The organism is Chlorogloeopsis sp. ULAP02, assembly GCF_038404745.2.
GTDB lineage: Bacteria > Cyanobacteriota > Cyanobacteriia > Cyanobacteriales > Nostocaceae > Chlorogloeopsis.
Window position 1 is genome coordinate 139370 of sequence record NZ_JAYKTT020000001.1, and the last position, 26877, is coordinate 166246.

At 40.3% G+C, this 26877-nt stretch carries 21 protein-coding genes; 7 read left to right on the forward strand and 14 right to left on the reverse strand.

Features of this window, described 5'->3' with window-relative positions; translation table 11 throughout:
- Positions 1–441 precede the first annotated feature (441 nt).
- The 5 genes from U2718_RS00595 to leuS all read right to left on the reverse strand — a co-directional run bounded on the left by U2718_RS00595 (position 442) and on the right by leuS (position 8774).
- Complete coding sequence (locus tag U2718_RS00595; RefSeq protein ID WP_341999825.1) at positions 442–1641, reverse strand: esterase-like activity of phytase family protein; 1200 nt, start codon at positions 1639–1641, stop codon at positions 442–444.
- Between the two features lie 146 nt (positions 1642–1787).
- On the reverse strand, positions 1788–3536 hold the full coding sequence (locus U2718_RS00600) for a TM0106 family RecB-like putative nuclease (RefSeq protein WP_341999275.1): 1749 nt from the start codon (positions 3534–3536) through the stop codon (positions 1788–1790).
- A 169-nt stretch (positions 3537–3705) separates the two neighbouring features.
- Positions 3706–4599, reverse strand: coding sequence for a UTP--glucose-1-phosphate uridylyltransferase (locus U2718_RS00605; protein WP_341999277.1), 894 nt, complete (start codon positions 4597–4599; stop codon positions 3706–3708).
- Positions 4580–5641 (reverse strand): GHMP kinase, encoded by a 1062-nt coding sequence (locus U2718_RS00610; protein ID WP_341999279.1) that lies wholly within the window; start codon positions 5639–5641, stop codon positions 4580–4582. Before U2718_RS00610 ends, U2718_RS00605 begins: the two co-directional genes overlap by 20 nt.
- A 466-nt stretch (positions 5642–6107) precedes the next feature.
- Positions 6108–8774, reverse strand: a complete 2667-nt coding sequence (gene leuS, locus U2718_RS00615) for a leucine--tRNA ligase (RefSeq protein WP_341999281.1) — start codon at positions 8772–8774, stop codon at positions 6108–6110.
- Between the two features lie 44 nt (positions 8775–8818).
- Between leuS and U2718_RS00620 the strand changes: the two genes are divergently transcribed.
- Positions 8819–9250 carry a gamma-glutamylcyclotransferase gene (locus tag U2718_RS00620; RefSeq protein WP_341999283.1) on the forward strand — a complete coding sequence of 144 codons (432 nt, stop codon included), beginning with the start codon at positions 8819–8821 and terminating at the stop codon, positions 9248–9250.
- Between the two features lie 118 nt (positions 9251–9368).
- Here U2718_RS00620 and U2718_RS00625 read toward each other — a convergent pair whose 3' ends face one another.
- The 3 genes from U2718_RS00625 to U2718_RS00635 all read right to left on the reverse strand — a co-directional run bounded on the left by U2718_RS00625 (position 9369) and on the right by U2718_RS00635 (position 11338).
- Positions 9369–9983, reverse strand: coding sequence for a zf-HC2 domain-containing protein (locus tag U2718_RS00625; RefSeq protein ID WP_341999284.1), 615 nt, complete (start codon positions 9981–9983; stop codon positions 9369–9371).
- 160 nt (positions 9984–10143) lie between these two features.
- Positions 10144–10800 carry a sigma-70 family RNA polymerase sigma factor gene (locus tag U2718_RS00630; protein ID WP_341999286.1) on the reverse strand — a complete coding sequence of 219 codons (657 nt, stop codon included), beginning with the start codon at positions 10798–10800 and terminating at the stop codon, positions 10144–10146.
- A gap of 379 nt (positions 10801–11179) precedes the next feature.
- Complete coding sequence (locus tag U2718_RS00635; protein WP_341999288.1) at positions 11180–11338, reverse strand: hypothetical protein; 159 nt, start codon at positions 11336–11338, stop codon at positions 11180–11182.
- Between the two features lie 332 nt (positions 11339–11670).
- On the opposite strand from U2718_RS00635, the gene U2718_RS00640 reads away from it, so the two are divergent.
- On the forward strand, positions 11671–12345 hold the full coding sequence (locus U2718_RS00640; RefSeq protein ID WP_341999290.1) for a L,D-transpeptidase: 675 nt from the start codon (positions 11671–11673) through the stop codon (positions 12343–12345).
- A 219-nt stretch (positions 12346–12564) separates the two neighbouring features.
- On the opposite strand, the gene U2718_RS00645 is transcribed toward U2718_RS00640, so the two are convergent.
- Both U2718_RS00645 and U2718_RS00650 read right to left on the reverse strand, forming a co-directional pair.
- Positions 12565–13110 (reverse strand): late competence development ComFB family protein, encoded by a 546-nt coding sequence (locus U2718_RS00645; protein WP_341999292.1) that lies wholly within the window; start codon positions 13108–13110, stop codon positions 12565–12567.
- A 94-nt stretch (positions 13111–13204) separates the two neighbouring features.
- Positions 13205–14140: a M23 family metallopeptidase gene (locus U2718_RS00650; RefSeq protein WP_341999294.1), complete on the reverse strand. Its 936-nt coding sequence runs from the start codon at positions 14138–14140 to the stop codon at positions 13205–13207.
- 939 nt (positions 14141–15079) lie between these two features.
- On the opposite strand from U2718_RS00650, the gene U2718_RS00655 reads away from it, so the two are divergent.
- Both U2718_RS00655 and U2718_RS00660 read left to right on the forward strand, forming a co-directional pair.
- Positions 15080–15352 carry a hypothetical protein gene (locus tag U2718_RS00655; RefSeq protein ID WP_341999296.1) on the forward strand — a complete coding sequence of 91 codons (273 nt, stop codon included), beginning with the start codon at positions 15080–15082 and terminating at the stop codon, positions 15350–15352.
- A gap of 272 nt (positions 15353–15624) precedes the next feature.
- The gene (locus U2718_RS00660; protein ID WP_341999298.1) at positions 15625–17964 is read left to right on the forward strand and encodes a cation:proton antiporter; all 2340 of its coding nucleotides are present in this window, start codon (positions 15625–15627) and stop codon (positions 17962–17964) included.
- A gap of 188 nt (positions 17965–18152) precedes the next feature.
- Here U2718_RS00660 and U2718_RS00665 read toward each other — a convergent pair whose 3' ends face one another.
- Positions 18153–18374, reverse strand: coding sequence for an Hfq-related RNA-binding protein (locus U2718_RS00665; RefSeq protein WP_341999827.1), 222 nt, complete (start codon positions 18372–18374; stop codon positions 18153–18155).
- A 91-nt stretch (positions 18375–18465) separates the two neighbouring features.
- Between U2718_RS00665 and dapF the strand changes: the two genes are divergently transcribed.
- Positions 18466–19311: a diaminopimelate epimerase gene (gene dapF / locus U2718_RS00670; RefSeq protein WP_341999300.1), complete on the forward strand. Its 846-nt coding sequence runs from the start codon at positions 18466–18468 to the stop codon at positions 19309–19311.
- A gap of 61 nt (positions 19312–19372) precedes the next feature.
- Here dapF and U2718_RS00675 read toward each other — a convergent pair whose 3' ends face one another.
- Positions 19373–19714, reverse strand: coding sequence for a hypothetical protein (locus U2718_RS00675; protein ID WP_341999302.1), 342 nt, complete (start codon positions 19712–19714; stop codon positions 19373–19375).
- 491 nt (positions 19715–20205) lie between these two features.
- A complete protein-coding gene (locus U2718_RS00680) occupies positions 20206–20847 on the reverse strand; it encodes a Uma2 family endonuclease (RefSeq protein WP_341999304.1) in 642 nt (213 codons plus the stop codon).
- Between the two features lie 347 nt (positions 20848–21194).
- Between U2718_RS00680 and U2718_RS00685 the strand changes: the two genes are divergently transcribed.
- Complete coding sequence (locus tag U2718_RS00685) at positions 21195–24110, forward strand: PAS domain S-box protein (RefSeq protein WP_341999306.1); 2916 nt, start codon at positions 21195–21197, stop codon at positions 24108–24110.
- Between the two features lie 354 nt (positions 24111–24464).
- On the opposite strand, the gene U2718_RS00690 is transcribed toward U2718_RS00685, so the two are convergent.
- Positions 24465–25547, reverse strand: coding sequence for a class I fructose-bisphosphate aldolase (locus U2718_RS00690; RefSeq protein WP_341999308.1), 1083 nt, complete (start codon positions 25545–25547; stop codon positions 24465–24467).
- Positions 25548–26105: 558 nt separating this feature from the next.
- Between U2718_RS00690 and U2718_RS00695 the strand changes: the two genes are divergently transcribed.
- Positions 26106–26864 (forward strand): helix-turn-helix domain-containing protein, encoded by a 759-nt coding sequence (locus U2718_RS00695; RefSeq protein ID WP_341999310.1) that lies wholly within the window; start codon positions 26106–26108, stop codon positions 26862–26864.
- Positions 26865–26877: the final 13 nt, after the last annotated feature.

The window sequence follows — 26877 nt, forward strand, 5'->3', positions numbered from 1 at the left end:
TTTAAATAGTAAGTATAAATGCTATTAATTGATCAGCACATATAAAACTCTCGTTACCAGGTTCAACCTGGTAACGAGAACTAGAACACAAGAAGCCCTTTCAATTGTGTGGCGTAGACGCCCATTAGATGCTTTTTTCGTAAGGTTTTACGTTAGCTAGCGGCTTCTTCCCACATGGTAGGGTACAAGATATCACATCACTAAGTATTGATACGTGTATTGTTATGATGAAAGCAATCTATATAGAGATGCAAGCACCACTCTAAGCACAGTTAATGGTATTAGATTTTAGATTAATATTGTTAGGAAAAAGCTAAAATACTTAAATATTAACCCCTCAACCCATTTTCTGTAATTAAATGATTATCTGGGTGAAAATTATATCAATCAACAACAAGTACAATAATTGCTTATTGCAGATATTCCCCAAAGAAGAATCAATTAGTGTTGGGAATTTGGCACTAAACGAAGACGACGCAATAATCTGAGGAAAGGGGCTTCTATCTTGAGTCTAAAGGCTAATATTTGGGTACGTTGAAGGGCATTAAAATTATTGTCGCTTACAAGGATTAATGAGCGTTGTCCATTGGGTAATTTAGAACCAAAAGTTAAACCTTCGATGTTATCTAACAAGACATCAACTTTTCTCAAATCTAACAGCAGTTTTTTCTGAACAGGTTTGATTTTTTTAGTATCTACAGCTAAAAGACTGTTAATCTGATGAATGTCAGAGGCAGTTGTCAAGTCAAATTGAAAGAGCGCAATATAAAACCCTAATCCAGTAAAATGACGTTCTAAACTCAAGAATTTTCCTTGATTATCTAAGGCTAATAAATCAGTAAGCCCACCCATAAATTTGCGAGAAAAATTCAGAAATGGAGCAACAGTTTCTGTTAAGTAAAGAAATTCTTTTTCTGGCTGATGGGTAAGTAAGTTATATTGCACAATCCGACAAGGGCTACCAGTGTTTGGCTTTACTTCTGAACCATCTTGAATAAGAGCATTTTCTGTGGCTGTGAACAAATATTTTTCATTTGGTGTGATAGTAAGGCTTTCAAAAGCTAAATTGTTGCGGATACCCTGCTTACCATTTTGATGTGGCAAAAATTTTTTAGGTATGGGTAGTGTTGAGATTTCTCTTCCTGAAGCTAGAGAAAACTCTTTTATAAATGGCTCAATTAATCTATTAACATCACCTTCAGAAGAAATAAACACATTTGCCTTTTTATTTAAAGCAATACCTTCTGGATCGATACTACCAGCACTAAAGTTTGTACCAGCTTTATTGAGTAATGGAGAAACAGCAACAGGAATCACATCGCCATCCCTAAGTAAACCTTTGCTCAAATCAATTTTCAGAGTGTAAATGCGAGCAGCAGATTTATGACTACGGTCATCAGAAATGGCATAATAAAGGTCGTTTTTAGCATCATAAGTAATACCAGATAATCCTCCTAATTCAGTATTTTGAAATGATAATCCTGTAGGTAAAGTGGCAGAACCAATAAAATCTATATCTGTTATTTCAACAGCATTTGAGGTTATATTGCCTAAGAAGAGGCTAGGAATTAAAATTAGTATAATTAGTAGAAAAAAATAAATAATGTGTGGAAATTTCCAGATTTTTTTGAATAAGTACATCGGCATGATATGACGAAAAAATCTAAAATTCAACAACACAATATCATGGCTAATCTATATCAGCAATTAGCTATTATTGAGTAAAATTCAGAGCAGATTTGAAAAATTTTAGGACTTACGCACTGAGTTTGTCTCTCAAGTCTGCTTTAAGGATGAAAGGGAGAAAGCGTATGAGGATTTAATGCCTGATTTTTTGTTGCACTACGTGAGTTCTGAGTATTCTGACTAGGGTATTCTAATTCCTGAGTTTTGAGTTCTTCTTGGAAAAATTTCGTTAACCAGTCTTTGACGTTGCGGGTAGCACGGCAGTCATCTTCGTTGTAACGCTGGATAATCTCTAACAAATTACGATCGCCTGTTTTTAGCCACTGATCGTACCAGTAAATACATTTAGCACCACTCGCTTCTGGATCGCGCCACTCAAAACCCAACCAACGAGCGATCGCTTTTAAGGCATAACTTTCTACTGGCAAAGCTACGCTTTGAGTTAATTTTTCGTATATATCTACAAACCGATTCAGTATTGGCTGTACAGAAGCATGGGAGGTACGGTAAAGCTTCGCCAGCCGCTTGACTGCATCAGATTCGTAAACACAAAAATGATAAATTGGCGCATCCGGATACTGCCACATCAAATCCAAAAATTGCTGCCAAATCAATTCTTCGTCTTCTGGTTTTTCTGCAAGCAAAGAATAAAAATTTTCCGTATTTGCTTGTCTATCAACAACTAAAATCCCCAACAAGTAATCCAAATTTAAATCTGGCTGTGCTTCAATATCAAAGTAAAGCTCAATCGGGGTTGTAAATTTATTGTTCTGAGTTAATGGCGTTGGTAGTAACTTTTGTTGTTCTTGGCTGTGGCTTTCCAAATCATCCCTCACCACCGAAGTTGTTGAGTGATACAAGCTAACTGGCAGGTAGGGTAAAATCAGGGGACGATTTTGTAGTACCGATTGAGCTTGCAATACAAGTTTGCAAGCAACTTCGCTGTCAAAACCAGGCAGATTTTCTAATGCTGTTGGGTTTGCTTGGGCAAGAGATTCCACTGTGGTAATGCCCAATGCCTGTAATTGAGTGTAGCGAACGGGTGTAATTCCTGGTACGAGAGAGAGATGTTTCTGAGATTGAGCGATCGCATAACAACTGCTGTACCAATGGCAAAGATTGCAGCGCTGCCGACTCATAAATAAGTCTGGTGCTGTCACCTCCTCCAACGTTTGCATTAACTCCTGGAGAATATTATGCATCTGCGGTTTCCATCTCATCAGATCCACAGAATAATGCCCCTCTTTGCCACGCAAAACTAACGAAGCTATTTGTGGTTCCGCTTGCTGGGCGATCGCTAATACCTGGGCGTGAAATGCCGCCACAACTTGATATTCTTGCTTGGGGCGTTTTCCCAGTTCAATATTCACCGGAACGTACATCCAATCTCCAAAACAGGATTTTCCAGGCAGCTTTACCATTAAATCTGGACGACTTAATAAAGTATATTTATCAAATTGAGGGTAGGAAGAAGACACAGGGCAATTTTCCGCGTCTCTCACTCCCCGTGTCACCGCGTCTTCCCCCATCTCCTCCTCTACCGTCTCAGTTAACTGCAACTGGATCTCAGAATATTTAGCTAGCAACACACCTCGATAAATGCACTCCACTCCCTGCTGCATCAACTCCAGAGTCGCCGTCTGTCCCCTTTGCCAATCTCCCAGTTTATAATCTGGGCGACGAGAATTCCACTGCTCCAAAACACTTTTCTGATGGACGATTTTGTCTTGTTGCAGTTTCAGGAGCAAATCATTAACAGCATCTGTTTGGCTGAAGTCGCCGTGGATATCTAAATAAGAGCGGCGCTTACAACGTTGAAATTGCAGCAGAAGTTCAGCATTTATTAACATTTCTCTAAGCTAACAAGAATTAGCTCTATTTGGAAGTAACCCAGCTAACGAAAATTGATGTTCATAAAGGTACACTCTTTTTTGAGCAAATGGGAGACAGTATTTTGTAATTTCGTTATTCCCTGTGCGATCGCTCTCTGTTGTAGCATGGGTTGAGGAACGTAGACACCTATTTATCCCTATTCTTAAAATCAATTAAAGTTTGCAAATAAGCATCCGGCATTCCAATATCAAAAAGCTTTCCTTTCACAACATATCCTGTTATTCCTTCGGCTTGACGTAATTTATCCAGACAGGTTGTGAGCTGAAATTCTCCCCTTTCTCTAAAGTTATTACTAATATTTTCTCCCAATAAATCAAATATTTTCGGCGTCAACACATATAACCCAAATATACATAAAAACTTATCTTCTGCTATACCTTCAACACGTAAATGCTGGCGTGCATATTCAACAGTAGGTTTTTCGGATACTTGCGTAAGCGAAATAATTGAGTTTTTCTGTTGCCAAACTCCCGTAACACAACCAGCTTTATAAAGCATATCTGCTGGCATTGTCGTTAAACCAACAACATTTTGATTAACTTGTTTGTAAGTTTCTAATACCTGACGCGCACAAGATATTTTTGTATCAGATGAGTAAATATGGTCGCCCAACAACAGCAAAAATGGCTCATTATTTACCCATTCTTTGGCACAGTATACAGCATGACCGTAGCCTAGCTGTTCTTTTTGAACCAAAAACTTAATTCTGTCACCCATGTCCACCAAATATTTGCTGTATTTCTGGTTTTCTGGCGAAAGTTTCTCAAAAAGGTCTGCTTTGGGTGGAAATTTAAATAAGTCTATAAAAGTTCTTTTATCTTCTGGCTGGATGACAATTCCAACTTCTTCAATGCCAGCGCTAATAGCTTCTTCTATGATTAGCTGAATGGCAGGTTTTGCCCTGCCATCTTTATCAATGATTGGAAATAATTCTTTTTTAACAACTTTTGTAGCAGGAAATAACCGAGTGCCAAAACCCGCAGCCGGAATTACAGCTTTTCTAACTTGTTTTTTCTGCATAAATCGTTAATTCTAAACATTGCATTTGTGGAAAATCTCGTTCAATAATTTTAATTAACTTTTGTTGATTTTCTTGGTTTGTAACAATAAATTGTGCTGTGCCATCTCCTTGGGAACCAACGCCTTTGCCACCCAAAATATAAGGTTGAATCGGTTCATAATTTAGCAGTTGATGCAGAATTGGTGCAGTTAATTCTTGAGGGCAAGCTGGAATCAGATGCTTGTCAAATTCTGCTTGTGCTTGCTTCATCAAAATGCCAATTTCTTGAGCATCACCTGCTTGCAAGGCACAAACAGCAGCTTGGGTAATTTGATAGCTGATAGAACCGAGATACTTCTGAACATTTGCTTGTACTTCGTGACGGGCGAAGGGATAACACTCATTCAATTTTCTGAGAATTTCCTGAGTATTTTTGCTCGCACCAAGATCAACTATCACAAAAAACAAATCTGTTGGAACACCAAGTTCGATGATATCAGTGCGATCGCCATCAAAGATCATAGCAATAGGACGATTACCGTAAGCACAAGCTTGATCCATCCGCCCGCAACGGGAAGGGGTGGTAATTTCTCCTAGATAGGCAAACTCCATCTCCTCTCGGATCGACATTTTTAAGTCATAAACCAGATTAAATGCCCTCGCTACCAGAACACAAACAGCCGCACTCGATGACAAACCTTTTTGAATCGGTAAACCTGTTCGGTAATTATCAATTTCTAGCCCGCCTACATATCTATCTGACTTGACAAGAAATTGGTAGGCAACGCCAGCAGCATAACTGAAAAACCCACCCTTTTCGGCTTCGGCAAGCAAAGCTTGTTTTTCCATTGGTAGAGTTAAGGTTTTGCAACTGCCATCAGTAAGGCAGGCGCTTAAAATTAGTAGATTTGAATGTGGTTTTACTTCAGCATACAGCCCCTGATTCGTACCCACCAGTAGCGTACAACCTACTTCTAACTCAGAATTGAGACTGCGATAGCCTCCCGCCCAATCACTATGTTCACCAAACAGACACAGGCGCCCTGGAACAAAAATTTTCATATATGTTTTTTATCTTACTCCAGAATCTTTAAACGCTTAGTAATATATTGCTACGGTGATGGGCAAGTTCTTATACCATCTTTTACTAAGGGTCGAGCTAGGATAGCCATATATCTTACTTTTTAGAAAAACACTTGTTGCTTGGTTATACTAGTGTCAGTTCAGAAACTGTCACTCACCTAAGTCCCCGTTTTATCTCAGAAAAGATATTCTTGATTTTGTGCAAGGAGTGATACCACTTCACCATATGTTTGCCACAAATTATTTTCGCGATAGACTATAAACAAAGGATTATTGCGAACTTCAAATGTTGCATCAAACAAGTGAATTGGTTCATATTTATACTAAATGCGCTTGAGCTAGCAAAATTCTCAAGCGCATTTACGTATTACTTATTTATACTTGATTCTTTGGGTAGCTGTCATTTGTAATTAATTCTGAACAAATAACAAATGACACACATCACTCAGCCCAAAACAAAGTTAATCAGCTTACCAGGCACTACAATCACCTTTTTAACCTCCTTGCCTTCAATATAACGTTGACCAACATCAGATTCACGGGCATACTTCTCTAACTCAACTTTGTTTGCTTGAGCGGGAACTTGAATAGCACCGCGAGTCTTACCCATAATTTGAATTACTAAGGTGATTTCATCGGCAACTAATGCTGCTGGATCGTATTTAGGCCAGGTTGCAGTGTGAACTGAGTTATTATTGCCCAATAAATGCCAAAGTTCATCGGCGATATGGGGTGCAAAAGGTGCCAGCAAAACGACTAAAGTCCCAATCCCTTCTGCATAGACTGACGAATCTTTGCAAGTGGCATCATTTAGGGCATTACTTAATTTCATCAATTCAGAAATAGCGGTATTGAATTGATATTCACCCTCTACGTCTTCGCTGACTTCTTTGATCGCAATGTGAATTGCTCGTCGCAAGTCTTTTTCGATTTTGGATTTTGGATTTTGCAGCCACTGCGTTGCGGAGGTTCCCTCGTTGAGTGCAAGTGGCGTGATTTGGAATTGGGCTGTTTGTTGAGATGACTGATTGACAACGAACTCAGTTACCAAGCGCCAAACTCGATTCAAAAAGCGAAATTGCCCTTCTACATCAGCTTCATCCCATTCCAAGTCTTTTTCTGGTGGTGCTTTAAACAGAATAAACATCCGGGCTGTGTCTACACCATATTTGGCAATTACGTCTTCCGGTGCCACACCATTACCCTTAGACTTGGACATGGTAGCGTAAATTCGTTCTAGTGGTTCACCAGTCTGGGGATCACGGGGATTGGTAGGATCGACTAAATGAGAAGGAACCCATTTATCTTTACCAGATTTATTGGGATTGAAGTAAGTTAAACCTTGCACCATGCCTTGAGTCAACAGGCGCTGGAAAGGTTCATCAAATTTCAACAAACCTCTGTCTCGCAATACTTTAGTAAAGAAACGCGAATACAACAAGTGCAAAATCGCGTGTTCAATCCCACCTACATACTGATCCACCGACATCCAGTCATTGACTTTGGCAGAATCAAAAATCTGCTGTTCATTCTTAGCATCAGTAAAGCGCAAGAAATACCACGAGGAATCAATAAACGTATCCATCGTGTCAGTTTCCCGCTGGGCTGGTGTGCCACAAGTAGGGCAAGGTACATTCACCCAATCTTCTAATCTAGCCAAAGGTGAGCCGCCACGTCCGGTAAATTCCACATCTTCTGGCAACCTCACAGGCAAGTCTTGATCTGGAACTGGCACTGCACCACAGTTAGGACAGTGAATAATGGGGATGGGTGCACCCCAGTAACGTTGCCGTGAAATCAACCAGTCTCTTAAGCGATACTGTACTCGCTCTTTGCCAAAGCCTTGTTTTTCGGCATATTGCACTATTGCTTTTTTGCCTTCAGTAGAATTCATACCGTCAAACTGGCTAGAATTCACCATAATTCCTGGTTCGGTATATGCTTCTGTCAAAGATGCATCTGCATCGCCGCCTTCAGGCACAATTACTACCTTAATCGGCAAATTCTGTTCTTTGGCAAACTTGAAATCTCGTGCATCGTGGGCAGGTACACCCATAACTGCACCAGTGCCGTACTCATACAGTACGTAGTCAGCAATCCAGATTGGAATTTCTTCACCTGTAAATGGGTTAATTGCCTTACCACCCGTAGGAATACCCCGCTTAGGCTTATCTTCGGCAGTGCGTTCCAACTCGCTTTCGTTAGTAACTTCTTCCACAAATGCTTCTACTGCTGCTTGCTGTTCGGGTGTTGTCACCAGCTTTGTCAAGGGATGTTCTGGTGCCAAAACGACATAACTAACGCCGTAAACTGTATCTGGACGTGTTGTATAAACGCCGATTTTTTCCGAACTGCCAACTATGGGAAATTCCAAGTAAGCGCCTGTGGATTTGCCAATCCAGTTAGCTTGCATTAATTTGACAGGTTCTGGCCAGCCTGGCAACTTGTCCAAGTCATTCAATAATTCTTCGGCATAGTCGGTAATCTTCAAAAACCACTGCCGCAATAATTTCCGTTCGACTTTGGCACCGCTTCGCCAAGAACGTCCTTCACTATCAACTTGTTCGTTTGCCAATACAGTTTGATCAATAGGATCCCAGTTGACTGCTGCTTCCTTTTGATAGGCTAAACCCGCTTGGTAAAACTGCAAGAAAATCCACTGCGTCCATTTGTAATAATCTGGCGAACAAGTAGCAACTTCACAGTTCCAATCGATAGATAAACCAAGGCGCTTCAATTGCTGCCGCATCTGCTCAATATTTTGATATGTCCATTTTGCTGGCGGCACACCCCGATCAATAGCAGCGTTTTCTGCAGGCAAGCCAAAGGCATCCCAACCCATCGGATGCAATACCCGATACCCTTGCATGCGCTTGAGACGGGCAATCACATCGGTAATTGTGTAATTACGGACGTGCCCCATATGTAGGCTGCCCGATGGATAGGGAAACATGGACAGGGCATAATATTTGGGCTGATTTGTATCTGTGGGAGTGTGATCTAAGCCAAGTTCAGCCCATGTTGTTTGCCATTTTTCCTCAATCGATGCTGGGTTATATCGGGAATCCACCAAAAATTCTCCTACTGGATCTGTAATCTTCTCTGCCTCCATATTTTAGATGGTAAGCAAAGAAATTAAGTTGGATAAAAAAGGCAATGACTGAATTCAAAAAAAACTTTTCTGGATTGTTACGGGTATTTGTCTACGGCACCCTTAAGCCAGGTGAAGCAAACTATAAAAGCTACTGTGATGGTAAAGTTCTTAATGCTACTGAAGCTTTTGCATTAGGTCAATTATTTGCTTTACCAGCAGGCTATCCAGCAATGACGCTAGGCAATACCCCTGTGTACGGATATTTACTGGAATTTTCTTCTTTTGATGTGTTAGTTGAATTAGACGAACTCGAAGATTACTATCCTGCCAGATCTACTTCCGAGAGTTTATATATTCGCCAGCAAACAAAAGTCTACGATCTGCAAGGGCGATCGCTTGGTTGGGCTTGGGTATACTTGATGACATCAAATCTGGTTTACAAACTAGGAGGAACCTTTCTACCTGATGGCTGGTGGAGTGAAAATCGCAAATAGAGACGCTGTTTAATGTCAGCGTCTCTACATAAATTTTTTCAAACTATTAAGAATTATGAAATGCTATAGATTTCATCACTCTTGATTAAAAATTTTTAACTCCTTACCGTTTGCATACTCAATTGTAATCGTTTTCCAGATCCCCTAATTTAAGTTGCTTTTGTTGATTGACTGGATCTGCCGGAGAAGTTTCTGCTGCCTTGGGAATAGCCATAATCGGGTTGTTTATAGCCAGCATTAATGGTGCAACAGCAATAGGCTCAGGATTTGGTTGTGTTTGTTCTACTGATGGTTTGATAGCCAATTGTGGTGCAGTCAGTTTACTACCCGGTACTAAGCCAGATATAGCACCGATGATAGTAGCAGCTATGGCAGTACCTCCTAACACCCAGGCTCTCCGCTCCCGGCGGTGCAAACGACCCATCACTTGCTGAACTGTTTTCTCTAAAGGCTGCTGAGACTGCGGTAGTGGCATAGTCCGCAACCCTTGACGCAGCTTTAAGAGTCTGTCATACAAGCGTTGAACATCTGCATCATTTGCCAGCAATTGTTCTACTTGCTTACGTTCTGCAGCTGTTACCTCTCCATCGAGATAAGCACTCAATAACTCGAAGCGATCGCGCTTCACCATATCCATAGCACCCGCTAAATCATTGGTATGCTTTTCCTTCTTGTCTGGCAAATCATTGAATTGCAAACAAGAATGGTCGTTAAAGTGATAATCAGTAGTCATCTTAACATTATTACCAATTCACGCACGGGTAGACAGAGTGAACAAACTTAATGAAATTAATCATTCTTTCTCCTGCTGGCCAAGGTTCTCTGCATTTTCTTTAAAAATCTTAATCAAATATAAAATTTTGCCATAAACCTGAAGATGCATACATTAAACTTTAGGTATCTAAATAGTTTTGCAATTGAGTTTGCAATCTGGCTCTGGCTCTAGCTATTCTCGATTTTACAGTCCCCAAAGAAACTCCTGTGATTTCGGCTATTTCTTCATATGCCATACCCTCAATTTCTCTTAGAACAATGGTTGTGCGAAATACTTCTGGCAAATCAGCGATCGCTTCTCGCAATTGTTCGTAAAACTCTCTAGTCGTCAACTCTTCCTCTGGGCCAGGAGTGTCTCCAGCAATTTCCCAATCCATTTCGCCATCATCCACAGAACGGGGAGCATCTAGGGATAAGGGACTGACAACTCGCTTGCGTTTGCGCAACTCGTCGTAAAACAAGTTGGTAGCAATGCGACTTAACCAGCCCCGAAATTTGGAGGGTTCTTGCAATCGGTTAATATTTCTATACACTCGAATCCACACTTCTTGAGCCAAATCGGCTCTATCAGCCCAATCAGGAGCAAGATGGTATAAAACCCTATCTACTTGGGATTGATAGCGGCGCAACAATTCTGCGAAAGCAGCACGATCGGGACGCAATCCTGCTTGACAGCGCAAAATCAGGTCGTGGTTAGAAAGTTTGTCAACTTGCACTAATGCTTCTGGAACTGTTGCATCAACCGTTGACCAGGATACAGTAATCGACTGACTCATAGATCGTACTGACTTTAAATCATCCCTATCTATTAGACATACTTAACTGAGGCAGGTTCCTTGTGTAAGTGACGGATTTATGACTGGAACACTGTATACTTTTCAAGATACATCTTTAGAGTAGACAGTAACGTTACTTATACTTGTGCCACTAATAGTAACTGACTAAATACTCTTGGCTAAAATGCAATGATGATGTAGATGACAGAGTGTAGTTACCAGTAACCCAAAGTTAAAAACTTATAGTTTTCCAGCCATGATGCCACTCACAATCAAGTCTATTTTGAAGTTTTTTAAGAAAAGTGCTTTACTTTTAGCTTAGACTTAAATGACAAAGCGATCAGTAAGAATTGCTCTCCTTATCGCTTTGTCACAAAAATCACTGTTGTTTTTGCGGCAACCTGACCAAAATAGTTGATGATGGCTCCTGTCGATGTTGATAATTAGCACCACTATCAGATTGATTAGGTATGCGAACTTGTAAAAACAAATTGAGGGAAAATGTGATTGTTATTGCTAGTAATAATTTTTCCAACATGGTCTTTCTCCCGCCCACACCATACTAATGATTGAATGCTGCACCTGTTGGGTTCCAGGAGAAGACTAATTTCACCTGGATCTTTCAAATCTAGAGGTTGGCAAAAATCTGTATAGCCCTAGTTTGCCCACGAGTAGAAACAAATAGATGATGGAACTGATAAAAGTTTGTAAATTTTTGGTAACCGGATCACCAAGTAATCCAAAAAAGTTTTCAATGTTCAGCTATCTGTAAATACACAACGCGCACACCTTTTTCCTGAAAGGTAGAGTATCTTAGGTAAAAGTGTTAGCAGATTGCTCAGTTCACAGGGAGTTTGGAGAAAATAAACGATGGTGATGGCAAGAAATGAATCTGTAGCGCGTATAGCAATGCTGCTCTGTTTTGGCACAGCAATTTTGTCTCTTGCTGTCCATTGGCACATTTCTGCTTCCATGACACCTTCTACTAGTTCAGAGATTCAGGGAAGTGGTGCAGCCAGGGCGGCAGATTTTAAAATGCCAAGGAGCTTGATGCCGGATGACACAGGCAAAGCCAATGCCTCTCACCCCATAAAGTCTCTCCTAGCTAAAGTTTCAACTCCAAAGGCTCCCTTGTTTCCTGCTTCTACTTCTACTCCCCAAACAAAAGTAGTAGTTGATTTAAGTGATCGTCGCGTTTATGTTTACCGTCTTGGTCAGGTGATCGCCAGTTATCCAACCGGTATAGGTAAAAAAGGCTGGGAAACACCTACAGGTACTTTCGAGATTTCACAAAAGCGTCTCAATCCTGCCTGGCGACATCCGATCACGGGCAAGGTATTTCCAGCAGGAGCTGATAGCCCCCTTGGAGATAGATGGATTGGTTTTTGGTCAGATGGACGCAATCAAATTGGGTTTCACGGCACTCCAGATGATGAGCTAGTGGGTTCTGCTGTATCTCATGGCTGCTTACGTATGCGCAATCCTGATGTTCGCTTATTATACAAACAGGTAGGTTTAGGAACACCAGTAGAAGTACGGAATTAGATACTGATTACTAATGATTATTAATTGTTAAAATAAAAATTCAGAATACAAAACTTTAGAATTCAGTAATCCTGTTAGTGAAATCTAAAGCCTCTATCTTAAAAATAGGGGCTAGGAGCTAGGAAATAAGCACCAGGAGCAGAGGGGAAGAGGTGAAGAATTCTTCCCCGTGTCCTCTTCTAGTCTCTGTTCCCTATTCCCCCAACCCTGTTCTATACCCTAAGAGTGTGATTTTTGCTCAAAATTAGGTGCATAGACTTGGAGTAAAGTGCTAACTTGGCGCAGAATTTCGTTACCAGTGTTTTTACCTAATGCCTGCCGTTCTGGGAAGAAATTTGGTCGATCTAGGTAACGAGCGATCGCTTTACTTACTTGCTGGGCAATCAATTCCTCAAGTTCTGCTTGAGCGCGTTGACGCTGGTAATTAGCACCTTCTTCCGTCGTCGCATACAAAGGCGGTAGGCGGTTGAGGGCGTAAGCAGCAATATCTCCAACATCCAGCGAACTGTCACTAGTAGCTTCAATCTCAGCTACACGAGCGATCACCTCTGTTAGCACCAATTCTTCCATCACGTTAATAAACTGTTTACGTGGTACCGCCACCACCTCACCAGTTAATAGCGCTCCCATCAACCGATCCAGTGCCATGTACTCTTCGATGGAGAGTTCACTAGCGTTATCACAAATGCGCCCGACTTCTGCTTCCATTGCTGGTGTAAGATAACCATCCTGGAGAGCTTGTTCTACAATTTTTTCTATACTCATAACGCTCATCTTTTATAAGCCACCCAAGCGAGGTAGGGACGGTACCGATCCAATTTATTCTGCCCAATTAGAGCAGAATATAAACAAAAATTTACTACTTAAATTCTTGATATCGCCAAGGTACAGGATCAACAGATTGACCATTTACATATAACCCCCAGTGTAAATGAGGACCTGTAGAAGCACCAGTGGAACCTACAGTGCCAATCAATTGACCGGGTTTAACAAAATCACCTTCTTTGACATTAATGCGGCTCAAGTGCATAAAAATACTTGTTACTCCTTGACCGTGATCGACGCCAACAACGTTACCATGAACCCGGAAACCTTGTGATACCTTTCCTACCAAAGCAACTCGTCCAGCAGCCGGGGCAACGACAGGCGAACCTGCTGCTCCAGCGTAGTCAACGCCACGATGGTAGTAATCATTTGCAAATTTACCATTATAGTAGCGACGTACACCATAGATTGTCGTAATTCTACCTGCATTTGGTTTACCAAACATCCCATTCCAATACTTTTTTGGTGTTTGTAGGGCTTTAAATTCCGCTACACGTTTGAGTTCATACTCTGTAGCTTTTACTCCTGCTTTACCTGGAGGTAAAGTAATACGTTGTACAGGGAATTTACGATTCTGTACTAATACCGATAAGTTTTGTACTTTACCATCTCCTGACACTTGAATTTTTCTAGTTCCAGGCTTTTCTAAAGGTGTTGTGGGAATAAAAGCTCTATACTGATTGGGAGCAATTTCAAAAGCTGGATAAGTTTTATTTCCAGTTCTAACCTTTAGATTAGAACTAGATCCTGAATTATCTACATTAATAAAAACCGATAGCGTATCTCCCAACTTTGGATTAGAGGGGTTTATCTTTACTTGTAAAGCATCCGCAGGTAATGCTAAAGCAACAGGAAAAGCGGTAAGCATTCCGCCTATGACAATCTTTGCAAGATGTTTGCTTTGAACATTTGACACAACTGAATCTAGTAAATTATTGCCAGAATTACTAGCACAATTTTTGGTAGTCATATTAGGAACAAGCTTAAACAAATCAAAATTTTACTGCTCAAAAACAGACTAAAGCATTGTATATTAGTTCCCCAATTGCATTGTGATGATTCAAAAATTAAATTTTTGCAAAGCTTTATATATTTATAAATAACTAAATAATGATTTAGTTTTATTTCATGCTAATAGTTTAAGTAGGGTGTTACGGCTATGCAAGAATTTGAGAGTTTAAGAGAATAAGAAATAGCAGTAACGAACTTACCACAACTATGCGGTGCGTTAAGCACTGCTTTAACGCACCCTACTAGATTGACACGGCTAATTTAGTGCATTAATTTAATTTATATTTTGTAGGTTGGATCTCGTAAAATCGACCTAACATCCCGATTCATGTTGGGTTGCGCTGCGCTTAAACGCCAGGTGCGCCAGTTACTACAACGTGCTTAACCCGCAAGGGTGCGCTGTCCACCACCGCACTGGCTCCCCAGCCAGCCTACACTTAATACATCATTTAGCCTTGTCACGCCACTACCATTTACAGCGGATTTAAAAAATTGCTGAGGTACAAAATTTTATAAGTGGTTGGTGAATAATCACAATAAATAACTAGTAACAGTAATATTCTTATACTCATAAATATTCAAGTTAAGAAAGATACTCTAAAGATTCTCGGTTCATCTTAATATACATAAATTGTCAAAATGACTTGCTAAAGATTAAATTACAGAGGTGATTGAATTATTATGTGCAAAAAGCAATATGTGTGCTATCTTGCAATCGTCAGATAGACTAACTGATAACTTTTTATACTAGCTAGTATTTTTTTATAGATAAATATACTGCTTAATTATATGGTAGTATGCGAGCAAAATTGGATTAAGCAGCAGCGTAGCGTTAGCAATCAACCTGCAAGCATATGACAAAAATTCCTCATGAGTTACATAAATAGGTAAAGTCTAAATGCCAGAATCTCAAAGTTCATTTGAAAACAACCTCAGTAATTTGAAAGCATGGATGACACGAATTAAGAGTACTTCAGGTAGCTTGAGTACAGATGATGTTCTAGTAACGCTAGAAAATATGGCTATATGGGCTGCAACTTTGGAAGCTGCATTAACCAGAGCTTGTCAACTAGCTTCATCCAGTGAGAACGATCGCGAAGCCAACCAGTTGTATCAACGTCTGATCGAACAAGCAACCCCTAATGTACGAAAGCTTTACGATTCTCTTTAAAGTTTAGATTTTTGTAGAGACGTGCTACGGTATGTCTCTACAGATTTAAAAAATACTAGTAATGGCAGTTTGGTATTAAGTATTAATAGACAGAATAGTATTAATTTACTAAAAGAATATCGGTTAAAAGTATAAAATAATACTTTTAAACTAAGCAAATTATCACTTGGCGAGTAATTTGACAAAGATAGGGGCTATAACTCTCAAAAATACGTTGTTACAATCAACTGTATGCTGAAGTTAATAGGTCTTAATATTTCTTTGAAAAACTTGTGCAAGAAGATTTTAGGCTCATAGTTGATTTAGTATCAGTTCTCGCCGTTGCAGCCTGTGGAGGATTGCTAGCGGCACTTTTAAAACAACCTGTTTTACTTGGGTATCTAATCGGTGGTATTGTGATTGGCCCTGCCGGATTGGGACTCATTAAAGAATTAATTCAAGTTGAGACTCTAGCACAGTTTGGCGTTGCCTTTCTATTATTTGCTCTAGGAGTAGAGTTCTCCTTTGCGGAACTTAAAAAAGTCCAGGCGATCGCTCTTGGTGGCGGTAGTTTACAGATTACCTTAACAATTCTAGTTACTGTTTTAGTATGTGGGGTAACGGGAGCCTGGGGAGCTTTACCAGCTAAGGGCGTGTTTTTAGGGGCGATTTTATCTTTGTCTTCGACGGCGGTTGTGCTCAAGTGTTTGATGGAGCGCAATGAAACGGAAACGCCGCACGGACAGGTAATGCTAGGTATTTTGGTGGTGCAGGATTTAGCCTTGGGGCTAATGCTTGCTGTCTTGCCGGCTCTGCATCAACCAGGAGAAGCAATTGGAATTGCAGTTCTGACAGCTTTAGCTCGAATTGGTTTATTTGCTGCGGGTGCAGTGATTGCTGGTAAGTGGCTGATTCCACCTTTATTGCGATTGCTAGCCCGCACGGAAAGCCGAGAGTTGTTTTTATTAGGGGTAGTGGCGCTGTGCTTGGGAATTGCCCTACTGACAGAGTATTTAGGGCTGTCGATTGAAATGGGGGCATTTGTCGCAGGTTTGATGATTTCGGAAGTAGAGTATGCCGATCAAACTCTGACTTACGTGGAACCTCTGCGAGACATCTTTGCCAGTTTATTCTTTGCCTCGATTGGGATGTTAATCGATCCACTGTTTTTGTGGAATCATCTGGAATTGATTCTAGGGCTAGTAGCACTAGTATTTATTGGTAAATTTTTAATTATTACGCCGTTAGTAAAGTTATTCCGCTATCCTCTAAAAACTGCTTTAATTGCCGGGTTTGGGTTGGCTCAAATCGGAGAATTTTCCTTTGTGCTTGCTAGTGAGGGGCAAGCACTAGGACTAGTTTCTCGACAAATATATTTAATGATTTTAGGAACAACAGCAGTAACATTAGTACTTACCCCTTTTGTAGTGCGATTGGTACCAATCGTATTTGACTGGGCTGAATCAATGCCTTGGCTGAAGCCCTATTTAAGTGGGGAAGGTAAGCCGCTAGAAGTTGCCGATGAATTACCGATCAAAGATCATGTGGTAGTCTGCGGCTATGGGCGAGTAGGTAAGAACTTAGTCAAGTTGTTACAGCAGCATAACCTACCTGTGGTGGTGATAGACCAATCTGAAAGCAGAATTCAGCAGTTACGCGAAGCTGGTGTACCTTATGTTTACGGAAATTGCGTGAGTTTTCACGTCCTAGAAACTGCTGGTGTCAATCAAGCCAAAGGAATGGCGATCGCACTTCCCGATCCAATGAGTATTCGTCTTAGCCTCAAACGTGCCTTAGAATTATCTCCCGAACTAGATATAGTTGTTCGTGCCATTAACGATAAAAATATCGAAGTACTTTACCAATTAGGAGCGCGGGAAGTTGTACAACCAGAGTTTGAAGCCAGTTTGGAAATGGCAACCTACATTTTAACTGTTGTTGGATTCTCAAGTACTGTAGTGCAAAGGGAAATGCAACAAATCCGCAATCGCCATTATCTCGATTTGCAACCAGAACAGTCAGCGTCTCAAGTTTCTCGTCACCTGCGCCAAGCTACTCAAGATTTGAACAGCCGTTGGTACCCTCTTCCAGAAGGTTCACCCTTAGTTGGCATGAATTTAGAAGAAGCCGATATGCGTTATTTAACGGGAGTGAGCTTGATGGCTATTCGCCGCACGAATGGCGAAGAAATAGATTATCCCAGTACTAATACTAAGTTAGAAAAAGGCGATCGCTTGTTAGTAGTTGGTTCCGATGAGGAACTGGCTGCTTTAAATGAATTTGCCCTGGGTAGAGCAGCCGTTCCCACAGACAACAGCGCTTGTCAGTGGGTGACACTCAATACTGATTGTCCTGTGCTTGGGAAACACCTAGCAGATTTGGATATCTTTCAACAATTAGGTGTACAGGTGCAGGCAATCCGACGAGATGGCAAGTTTATCCGCTTTCCAGATGGCAAAATGAGCTTGCAAGTCCGCGATCAATTACTATTGTGCGGTAGCTTGCCAAGTCTCAATCAACTAGAACAGCTGCTTGCACCAAAAACTGAACAACCACTATCTATCCCAGTAGTCAAAGCTTCTGAAGCGGATGCTCTGAAAGAATATTTACCTACGGATAGTGTGTGGGATTAGTAATTTTTAAGAAGGCAGAAGGCAGGAGACGGTAGACACGTAGACGCGGAGCGGCTTCCGAAGGTACGGCTTCCGAAGGTAGTGGCTTCCGAAGGTAGGCAGAAGGGAAGTAAGTTAATTAATTGTTCTGTTCCCTGTAACCTGTTCCCTGTTCCCTGCCTTGGTGTACGCACCTCAGCAAGGGCTAGTTATTGATTATTTGTAATTTTTATGTAAGCGATCGCTTGCTTCCAAATCAGAGTCTGCTGGCTGTGTTCATCCACAAGGCAGATGCTCTGGGGATCTTGCCAAATAACTTTTCCAGTTAACATCTCGCTAGTTAGCAGTTTGATTTCAGTAGGCAATGCTTGTTTAATCAGGTTTTGTAATTGCCTATTACTGGGCAGTGAGGTGTCAAATTCCGTAATCATAGTCATTAGTAATTACTCACGAAGTCATTAGCCACTAACGCATGACTAATGAGATAGGAGAAAACACAAATATAGTTCATCAATTTTGGAAATGGCAATCGAATTTACTAAGTATCACGGTTTGGGTAATGATTTCATCTTGATTAACAATCGTTCGTCATCTACTCCCTTACTAACTCCAGAGCAAGCACAGAAGTTATGCGATCGCCACTTTGGCATCGGTGCTGATGGTATTATTTTTGCCCTCCCTGGAGAAAATGGCACCGACTATACCATGCGGATTTTTAATTCCGATGGTTCGGAACCAGAAATGTGTGGCAATGGCATTCGCTGCCTAGCTGCTTTTTTGGCTGAGTTAGAGGGGAATTCACGAACAAGCGATCAATATCGCATCCACACCCTCGCTGGTGTGATCGTCCCTCAACTGATGAGCAATGATCAAGTCAAGGTAGATATGGGTATACCCAAGCTACTTGCTAGTGAAATTCCCACAACTTTGTGTTCCACTGGTGAAAAAGTAATTAATCAGCCACTAGAGGTAGCAGGGAAAGCTTGGGAAGTTACTTGTGTAAGTATGGGAAACCCCCACTGCATTACTTTTGTGGAAGATATAGCAGCGATTCCTTTGGAAACTATTGGTTCCCAATTTGAGCATCACCCTGTTTTTCCTCAGCGCACAAATATTGAGTTTATTCAAGTAATACGCCGAGACTACTTGAAAATGCGAGTCTGGGAGCGCGGTGCTGGAATTACTCTCGCTTGCGGTACTGGTGCATGTGCATCATTAGTTGCTGGAGTGTTAACAGACAAATGCGATCGCACTGCTACAGTAGAGCTCCCTGGAGGCTGTCTACAAATTGAATGGTCAGAAATCGATCAACATATTTACATGACTGGGCCTGCCACGCGAGTTTTTCAGGGAAAATGTGTAGTCTAGGGTGAATAGTAATGTAATTTTTTTTGGTTATTTGTAGTTGATTAGTGGTTGGTTGCTCCTGCTAACCACCACTGACAACAGATCTTATTCTTCCACTACCCCTCTCACACTCTAAAAAGATTTGTGCTGGTTGATCGCGAGCGTCAATCTTATGTGCTTCGATGCGGTGGAGTGATAAAGCAACGTCATCACAGCACAAACAAGCACAGACGAGAACCAGCAATTTTTTTAAGTTCAAGAATAAGGATAAATTCAGCCATCTTAAGTTATAGACAAAAGATCCTGCTAAATTCTCAAACTCTTCGTAATTGATAGCAACATCAACAGAACATAATAGTTTAGTTAGCACATTGCTCAGTAATTCCACGTTCAGTGTTTTATCTTTAACTAAGAGAATATTCATGGCGGTTATAGACCGCTTATTAACTAGATTTTTTACAAATAGAGAAAAAAACTTTATCGTTTCTTCCTAACAATGAATATATTAGTATTGGTAATTTAAGTCAAATTTAAAACACTATTAAAAGCTAAAAAGCTTTTAATAGGACTTTTTTACGTATAAACACTTAGAGAAATTTTTGTTAACTTACATAAACTCACCAAAAGTTTTTTATAGTAGTATAACTACTGTGCAAAAAAATACCTTTAGCTACGTAAACTTAATTTAGATAGGCAAAATAATCATCTGTATAAGTAGCGGTGTTTACCTGATTTAAGATGAAAATAGGCTAGTTGCCATGAAACAAGAGCTTTATGAATCAGAAGCTTTGCTAGGGAAGTTACTCGCTGACTATTCAAACTTATTAGTAATACTCCCGATCAGCGGTGCGTTATAGCGAAGCGTAACGCACCTTACTAAAGATAAGATTTACTTAATAAATGGTCTTTTAGTGACTAGTGCAAATATTGCTGGAGCCAACTTTTAAAAGCTCGGATTGCCTGACTTCTACCAACACTTAGACTTTGTTTTACATATTGATTAATCAGTTCAATAATCGGGATATCGGGAAAGTTGGAGCTGAAATTAGTTTCTATATATTTACCCTGCTCTAGCAAGTTAATTTGTAATCCCTGCTGTGTATATCGCCAAAGTTCAGGTACTCCTAAAATTTGATAGTTATCAAATCTAGTGCGGGAAGTAATATCAATTTCTATCGCTAAATCTGATGGAGGATCTATAGTCAAATCTATACGATTTTTACCAATTACAACAGCATAATTCTGAATGTAAAAACAAGCATCTGGTTCGACTGCTTGATTCATATACTTATTTTTAAAGGTTGTTGAACCTAAAGGCTCAAAATCAATTTGTAATTCTTCTAAAATAATTTTTACTAAATCCCCAATAAACTCTTTATCTTTTTCATGTTCAGGCCAGGGAACCATAATTTCTAGCCAGCCATTACTATAAGAAAGACGTGCAGCACGATTTTCCCCCAATTCCCCTAAAATATTTTCTAACTGCTGCCAACTAATATCTTTAAGCAACATTTGTTGCCCTGGTTTGACAATAATTTGTTGTAATTCTAAAAGCATATAGTATTAAGAGGGTATAGTTCCCTGCCACCAAAGTTATCTCTAATTTTAATTTACACTCTCACTTGATATGTCCTTTACTTGGATACAGGTTATTGTTACGAATTACAACAGAAAAATAGCTAATTTTTATGGCGATCTAGTTATATAACCAGTGATAGCTGATATGGTTCTCATGCACATAGCTCACCCATTTGGGTGAATGCGATCGCACCTAGCAGCATCTACCCTAAAAATAGGGACACTTTTAATTCTGCTGGCAGTAATCTAAAAACTTTAAAACCTGCCACAATACCCATATACAACTTGTCCCAATCCATCAGTTGCTTAATATATAGAGTCAAAAAGTGGATGAAACTGTGAAAGCGCTGCATATATTGGATTTTCAGCCAAGAGCATTGCCGCCACTAGAAAAAATTGCTGCTAATATACCGGGGATAATTTTTCAATTTTTACAGCAGCAGGATGGTTTTCAAAGAGTGGTTTACATCAGTTCAGGCTGTCGAGAGTTGTACGAAATAGAACCAGAAGTAGTGCAGAAAAATTTTCAGGTTTTGTACAAACTTCTTCATCCAGAAGATGTAAAAGCTTTTGCAGAATCGGTTAGTAGCTCTTATATTACAGGGGAACCTTGGTGCTGGGAAGGTCGGATCGTGACTCCTAGCGGCAAACTCAAATGGATTCAAGGTGCTTCTCGTCCAGAAAAGCAACCTAACGGCGATATTATTTGGGATGGGTTACTCATGGATATTACAGATCGGAAGCTGACAGAGGAAAAATTGCGAGAGAGCGAGGCACGCTATAAAGCAATTTTGGATGCTATTCCCGATCTGATGTTTCGCATTAGCCGTAATGGAGAGTATCTAGATTGTAAAGATCAGGGTGCAAATGTAACTATTCCTAAAGCAGAAATACTTGGCAAACGTATGCAGGATTTATTACCCCCGCACGTGACTTTAATTTGCCAAGAGGCGATCGCTAAAACTTTGGATAGTGAGAGTTTACAAACTTGCGAATACAAACTGTCAACGCCTTCAGGAATTCGAGATTATGAGGCGCGCCTAGTCAAAAGCGGTAAAGACGAAGTACTGGCAATTGTCCGAGATATCACTGAACGCAAACAAGCAGAAGTGAAATTGCAAAGTCTCGCCCAAAAGTTTGCTAAAGCTTTTCGTTGTAGCCCTAATCCAATTACAATCAGCACTCTACAAGAAGGACGTTACGTAGAAGTCAATGATAGTTTTGTACAACTTAGCGGTTATGATCGCTTGGAAGCACTCGGTCGTACTGCTTTTGAGTTAAATATTTGGGTACATGAAAGCGATCGCACAAAGCTATTACAAGAACTACAACTAAAAGGAGCTATTCGCAACCAAGAATTTACATTTCGTAAAAAATCTAGCGAGCTTATTTTAGTACAACTTTCTGCCGAAATCATTGATTTAGACGGAACACCTTGTCTGCTCACTATTAGTCAAGACATCACAGAGCGCAAACAAGCAGAACTTGCTTTGAGAGAATCTGAAGAAAAATTTTCCAAAGCCTTTCGTTCTAGCCCGATCCCAATTACTATTCTCAAACTCGATGATGGAAACTATTTTGATGTTAACGACGCATTTTTGGCAATAACAGGTTTTTGTCGAGAAGAAGTAATTAGTCGTACTCCTAAGGAGTTAAATATCTGGAAAAATTCTGGGGATGGCGACAGAATTCAAAGTTTATTACAACAACAAGGATTTATTCGCAATCTAGAAACTGAAATTTATACCAAATCAGGTGAACAAAGAGTAGTGCTACTTTCTGCGGAGATTATCACCCTTGGTGGCGAACCTTGTATGCTTTGCGTCACCAATGATATTACTGAACGCAAACATGCAGAAGAATTATTACGTCTATCTTCTCAACGCGATCGCTTGTTAGCAGAAACACTAGTGCAAATTCGACATTCGCTCAATCTCGATCAAATTTTACAAACTACTGTCAACGAAGTTCGGCAATTTTTACAGGCAGACAGAGTATTTCTTGCTATTAATAATATGTATGCTGAACCTAAAATCCTTGCCGAATCAGTAAATCCTAAATACCCATCAGTTCTAGACTTAAAAAGCGATGAAGCTATTTTGCAAGAATTGAGAACGCTATTAAAAACCGATAAAGTGCGTGTAGTTGAAGATATTACTCAAATTGTAGTGTCTCCCAAACTTACGGCACTATATCAAAAATTCCAAACAAGAGCCACCTTGGCTGTACCAATTATGCTTGGCAAGGAATTTTTTGGAGCATTAATTGCAAACTCCTGTGGTAAACCACGTTATTGGCAACCAATGGAAATAGATTTGCTCCAGCAGATGTCAGAACAACTGGGCATTGCAATTCAACAAGCACAACTTTACCAACAATTAGAACAACTCAACACAAATTTAGAACGTCAAGTAGAAGAGCGTACTGCCCAATTACGGCAAAAAATGCGAGAGCTACAAGAAATTCATCGAGTTAAAGATGTGGTATTGCACACAGTCTCCCATGATTTGCGAACTTCTGTGATGGGTAATTTGATGGTGCTACAAAATCTGCTTAATCAGGGACTAGGGATTATGGACAAGGGGCAAGAACGTGCTGATAGATTCTCCTTGTCCCCATCTCCCCGTGTCCCCGTGTCTTCTTCTATTCCCGTTCCTAGTTCTATTATTGAGCGGATGATTGAGGGTAACGATCGCCAACTACGGATGATTGACTTGTTGCTGGAAATTCATTCTAGTGAATCACAGGGAATTATCCTGCATCGAGAAGCAGTCAAATTTAACAAACTAACAGAGGTGATTCTCAAAGATTTAGAGCCAATGCTAAAGCAGAATCAAGCCTATTGCCATAAATTGCTTCCTCAAGATTTACCATTAGTGTTTGCCGATCCATTACAGTTGCAGAAAGTATTTGTGAATTTGTTTACCCACAGCTTGCAAAAAAATCCGCCAGGAGTCAAATTAAAACTCTCTGTGAAAGTGGAAGCAGAAATGATTCGCTGTACTATTCAAGACAACGGTACTCCCCTGAATAAGTTAGAGTGCGATCGCCTATTCGACTTATATGTACGCGAGCCGCAAGCCCGTTGTTCTACAGACATTGGCTTAAGAATGTATCTTTGCAAGCAAATTATTAAAGCTCATGGTGGTGAAATTGGCGTCAATAGCAGCCGCAAGCAAGGGGTAAGTTTTTGGTTCACCCTGCCCTTGGCAATTCCATCAAAAATTGTGAGTGATGAGTAAATTTACGAAGATATAGGTTATTTTTAGCTGATTGGAGATGGTAAAAATACTCTCACAAACTTTCAATTAAGAAACTTTTATACAAAATCTCCGATTAATAATTGTCACAGCCAAGTAATACTCAGACAGAATTAATTACACACATTTTCTCACTAATGTCTGTTTTGGGTTCAAGCACCAGGAACAAACCCCGTCTCTTTGAGCAGCCGTCGTAGTTCTGCGTGATGAAATTTCGTGTCCTTATTATTGTTTCCCCACATATCAGCAAAGAAGTCTTGCATCAGTGCAATAATGCTGCGGGAATAATATTGACCTTTACTATTAAGGAGGGTTTTACCCTCCTCAAAATACGATCTAAGCAATCGTTACATCTTTTGACAGATAAACATCTTGGATCGCATTGAATAGCCTCACACCTTCCTCAAGTGGACGTTGGAACGTCTTACGTCCAGAAATTAATCCTGTACCACCGGCACGTTTATTAATTACTGCGGTGCGAACAGCTTCAGCAAAGTCATTTTTACCAGAAGCGCCACCAGAATTAATCAACCCTGCACGTCCACAGTAACAATTCAACACCTGATAACGAGTCAAATCGATGGGGTGATCGGTTGTCAAATCTGAGTAAATCCGTTTGTCGGTTTTACCGTAACTCTTGCCAGTTGCTTTGGCTATTGCTTCATAACCATTGTTGTTTTCTGGCAGTTTTTGTTTAATGATGTCGGCTTCAATTGTCACACCCAAATGATTTGCTTGCCCTGTGAGATCGGCAGCGACGTGATAGTCTTTGTCTTGCTTAAAAGCGCTGTTACGCAAATAGCACCAAAGAATTGTCACCATCCCCAGTTCATGGGCGCGTTTAAATGCTTGGCTGACTTCTTGAATTTGTCTGGTAGAGTTTTCTGATCCAAAATAAATTGTTGCACCCACTGCCGCAGCACCCAAATTCCAAGCTTGTTCGACAGAGGCGAACATAATTTGGTCAAATTGATTAGGGTAAGTTAGCAGTTCGTTGTGGTTAAGTTTGACAATGAAGGGAATTTTGTGCGCATATTTGCGTGAAACTGCACCCAACACTCCCAAAGTTGTCGCCACAGCATTACATCCTGCCCCGATCGCCAACCTAATGATATTTTCTGGATCAAAGTAAAGAGGATTGGGTGCAAAAGATGCACCCGCTGAGTGTTCAATACCTTGGTCTACTGGCAAGATGGAAAGATAACCAGTATTAGCGAGCCTGCCAGTAGAGTAAAGTAGCTGGAGATTGCGTAAAACTTGAGGATTGCGATCGCTATTGAGCCACACTCGATCTACAAAATCCGAGCCTGGTAGATGTAATAAATCTTTAGGAACTTTTGCCTTGTAGGTTAATAGTTCTTCTGCTTCTTGCCCTAACAAGGACTCGATGGAATCTGGCACTACTAACGTTGTAGTCATAGCCTTTCCTTTAGCAATACAAAACTGTTGCTATCATCAGCAACACTAAATGTACAGACGCGATGTTCCTCGTGTCTCTACTACTATGATGACGCTACAAAGGATTTGCCAAATCTACTCTCAGGTACAAATCAATACAAGTTCTTGTTGGTAAACTCGTACTTCGTTCCGAAAATGAGTCTAACAGGAGATGGAAAAAAGATAAATCGTGGTTGCTGAAAAAAAAGAGTATACTTACAGCACATTCACCTAGCACTGTGATCGCTCCTATCGGATCGGCTGATTAATTAACAATTGTATTCTATGTTGCAGCTTACTTTTTCTCATGCGAGTATTTATATATACAATATGCAACAGTAAATAAACTAACTAAAGTATTTGACAATTAATAGTTTTTATCAAAAAATTTATGTTTAAAAGTTTGACCAATATATTAGGGAGCAGAAAATAGAGAATAGACTTGAAACTCTATTGATATTAGGCTTTTATCATTAATTGATGTCCTGAGCTAGCTGGAAACTGCCATACAATGTAGACTTGTAAATTTAGGAGATTGCAGTGAATTCCTTCAATGATGCTCAACAAGAGCAACTCAAGGAAGTAGGAGCATATTTACGACAGGTGCGACTAGAAAAAGGCTTACGTATAGAACAAATCACCGCAAAAACACTGATTCGACAAGTTTTATTAGAAGCTTTGGAAGAAGGGCGATATGAAGATTTGCCCGAACCTGTTTTTGTGCAAGGATTTATCAAGCGCTACGGGGATGCCTTAGGGCTGAATGGCACCGATTTAGCTAAAAATTTTGCAATCAATTTTTTCCTTCTCGACTCTGAAAACGAAAATCTTGAACCCAAGCAAAAGTTAAACATAAAAAGCATACATATACCTCTTGCTGTCCCTTATGCAATCTTGCTAGCTGTTGCTTCCCTTGTACTGTTTTTTAAACTTAGTCCCAGGAATTCAGCCGAATCCGTTGCTAGAAACCAAAATAAATTCAGTGCTGCCATTGAGAAACCAGGATCTTCATTGCAATCAGGAGCCTCTCCTTCCTCACAAGCATTTCCTGTTGAAGTTACTATTGAACTTCAAGATCATTCATGGTTGCGAGTAAAAGCAGATGGCAAAACAGCATTTGAGGGTAGGCTAAACAAGGGAGAAAGAAAAACCTGGACAGCAAACAAACAATTGACTATTCTTTCTGAAAATGCTGGGGCTGTGCTAGTTTCTGCTAACAAAAAGGAACGAAAACCTCTTGGAAATTCAGGGCGTGTCAAACAAGTAACATTCACCCCTGAATCAGTCAATAGTCAATAGTTAGTGGTTAGTC

Bases quoted from the DNA above. Each gene is read 5' to 3' on its own strand.
- U2718_RS00595 (WP_341999825.1), bottom strand. From the start codon at position 1,641: ATGTACTTATTCAAAAAAATCTGGAAATTTCCACACATTATTTATTTT.
- U2718_RS00600 (WP_341999275.1), bottom strand. From the start codon at position 3,536: ATGTTAATAAATGCTGAACTTCTGCTGCAATTTCAACGTTGTAAGCGC.
- U2718_RS00605 (WP_341999277.1), bottom strand. From the start codon at position 4,599: ATGCAGAAAAAACAAGTTAGAAAAGCTGTAATTCCGGCTGCGGGTTTT.
- U2718_RS00610 (WP_341999279.1), bottom strand. From the start codon at position 5,641: ATGAAAATTTTTGTTCCAGGGCGCCTGTGTCTGTTTGGTGAACATAGT.
- leuS (WP_341999281.1), bottom strand. From the start codon at position 8,774: ATGGAGGCAGAGAAGATTACAGATCCAGTAGGAGAATTTTTGGTGGAT.
- U2718_RS00620 (WP_341999283.1), top strand. From the start codon at position 8,819: ATGACTGAATTCAAAAAAAACTTTTCTGGATTGTTACGGGTATTTGTC.
- U2718_RS00625 (WP_341999284.1), bottom strand. From the start codon at position 9,983: ATGACTACTGATTATCACTTTAACGACCATTCTTGTTTGCAATTCAAT.
- U2718_RS00630 (WP_341999286.1), bottom strand. From the start codon at position 10,800: ATGAGTCAGTCGATTACTGTATCCTGGTCAACGGTTGATGCAACAGTT.
- U2718_RS00635 (WP_341999288.1), bottom strand. From the start codon at position 11,338: ATGTTGGAAAAATTATTACTAGCAATAACAATCACATTTTCCCTCAAT.
- U2718_RS00640 (WP_341999290.1), top strand. From the start codon at position 11,671: ATGGTGATGGCAAGAAATGAATCTGTAGCGCGTATAGCAATGCTGCTC.
- U2718_RS00645 (WP_341999292.1), bottom strand. From the start codon at position 13,110: ATGAGTATAGAAAAAATTGTAGAACAAGCTCTCCAGGATGGTTATCTT.
- U2718_RS00650 (WP_341999294.1), bottom strand. From the start codon at position 14,140: ATGACTACCAAAAATTGTGCTAGTAATTCTGGCAATAATTTACTAGAT.
- U2718_RS00655 (WP_341999296.1), top strand. From the start codon at position 15,080: ATGCCAGAATCTCAAAGTTCATTTGAAAACAACCTCAGTAATTTGAAA.
- U2718_RS00665 (WP_341999827.1), bottom strand. From the start codon at position 18,374: ATGATTACGGAATTTGACACCTCACTGCCCAGTAATAGGCAATTACAA.
- dapF (WP_341999300.1), top strand. From the start codon at position 18,466: ATGGCAATCGAATTTACTAAGTATCACGGTTTGGGTAATGATTTCATC.
- U2718_RS00675 (WP_341999302.1), bottom strand. From the start codon at position 19,714: ATGAATATTCTCTTAGTTAAAGATAAAACACTGAACGTGGAATTACTG.
- U2718_RS00680 (WP_341999304.1), bottom strand. From the start codon at position 20,847: ATGCTTTTAGAATTACAACAAATTATTGTCAAACCAGGGCAACAAATG.
- U2718_RS00690 (WP_341999308.1), bottom strand. From the start codon at position 25,547: ATGACTACAACGTTAGTAGTGCCAGATTCCATCGAGTCCTTGTTAGGG.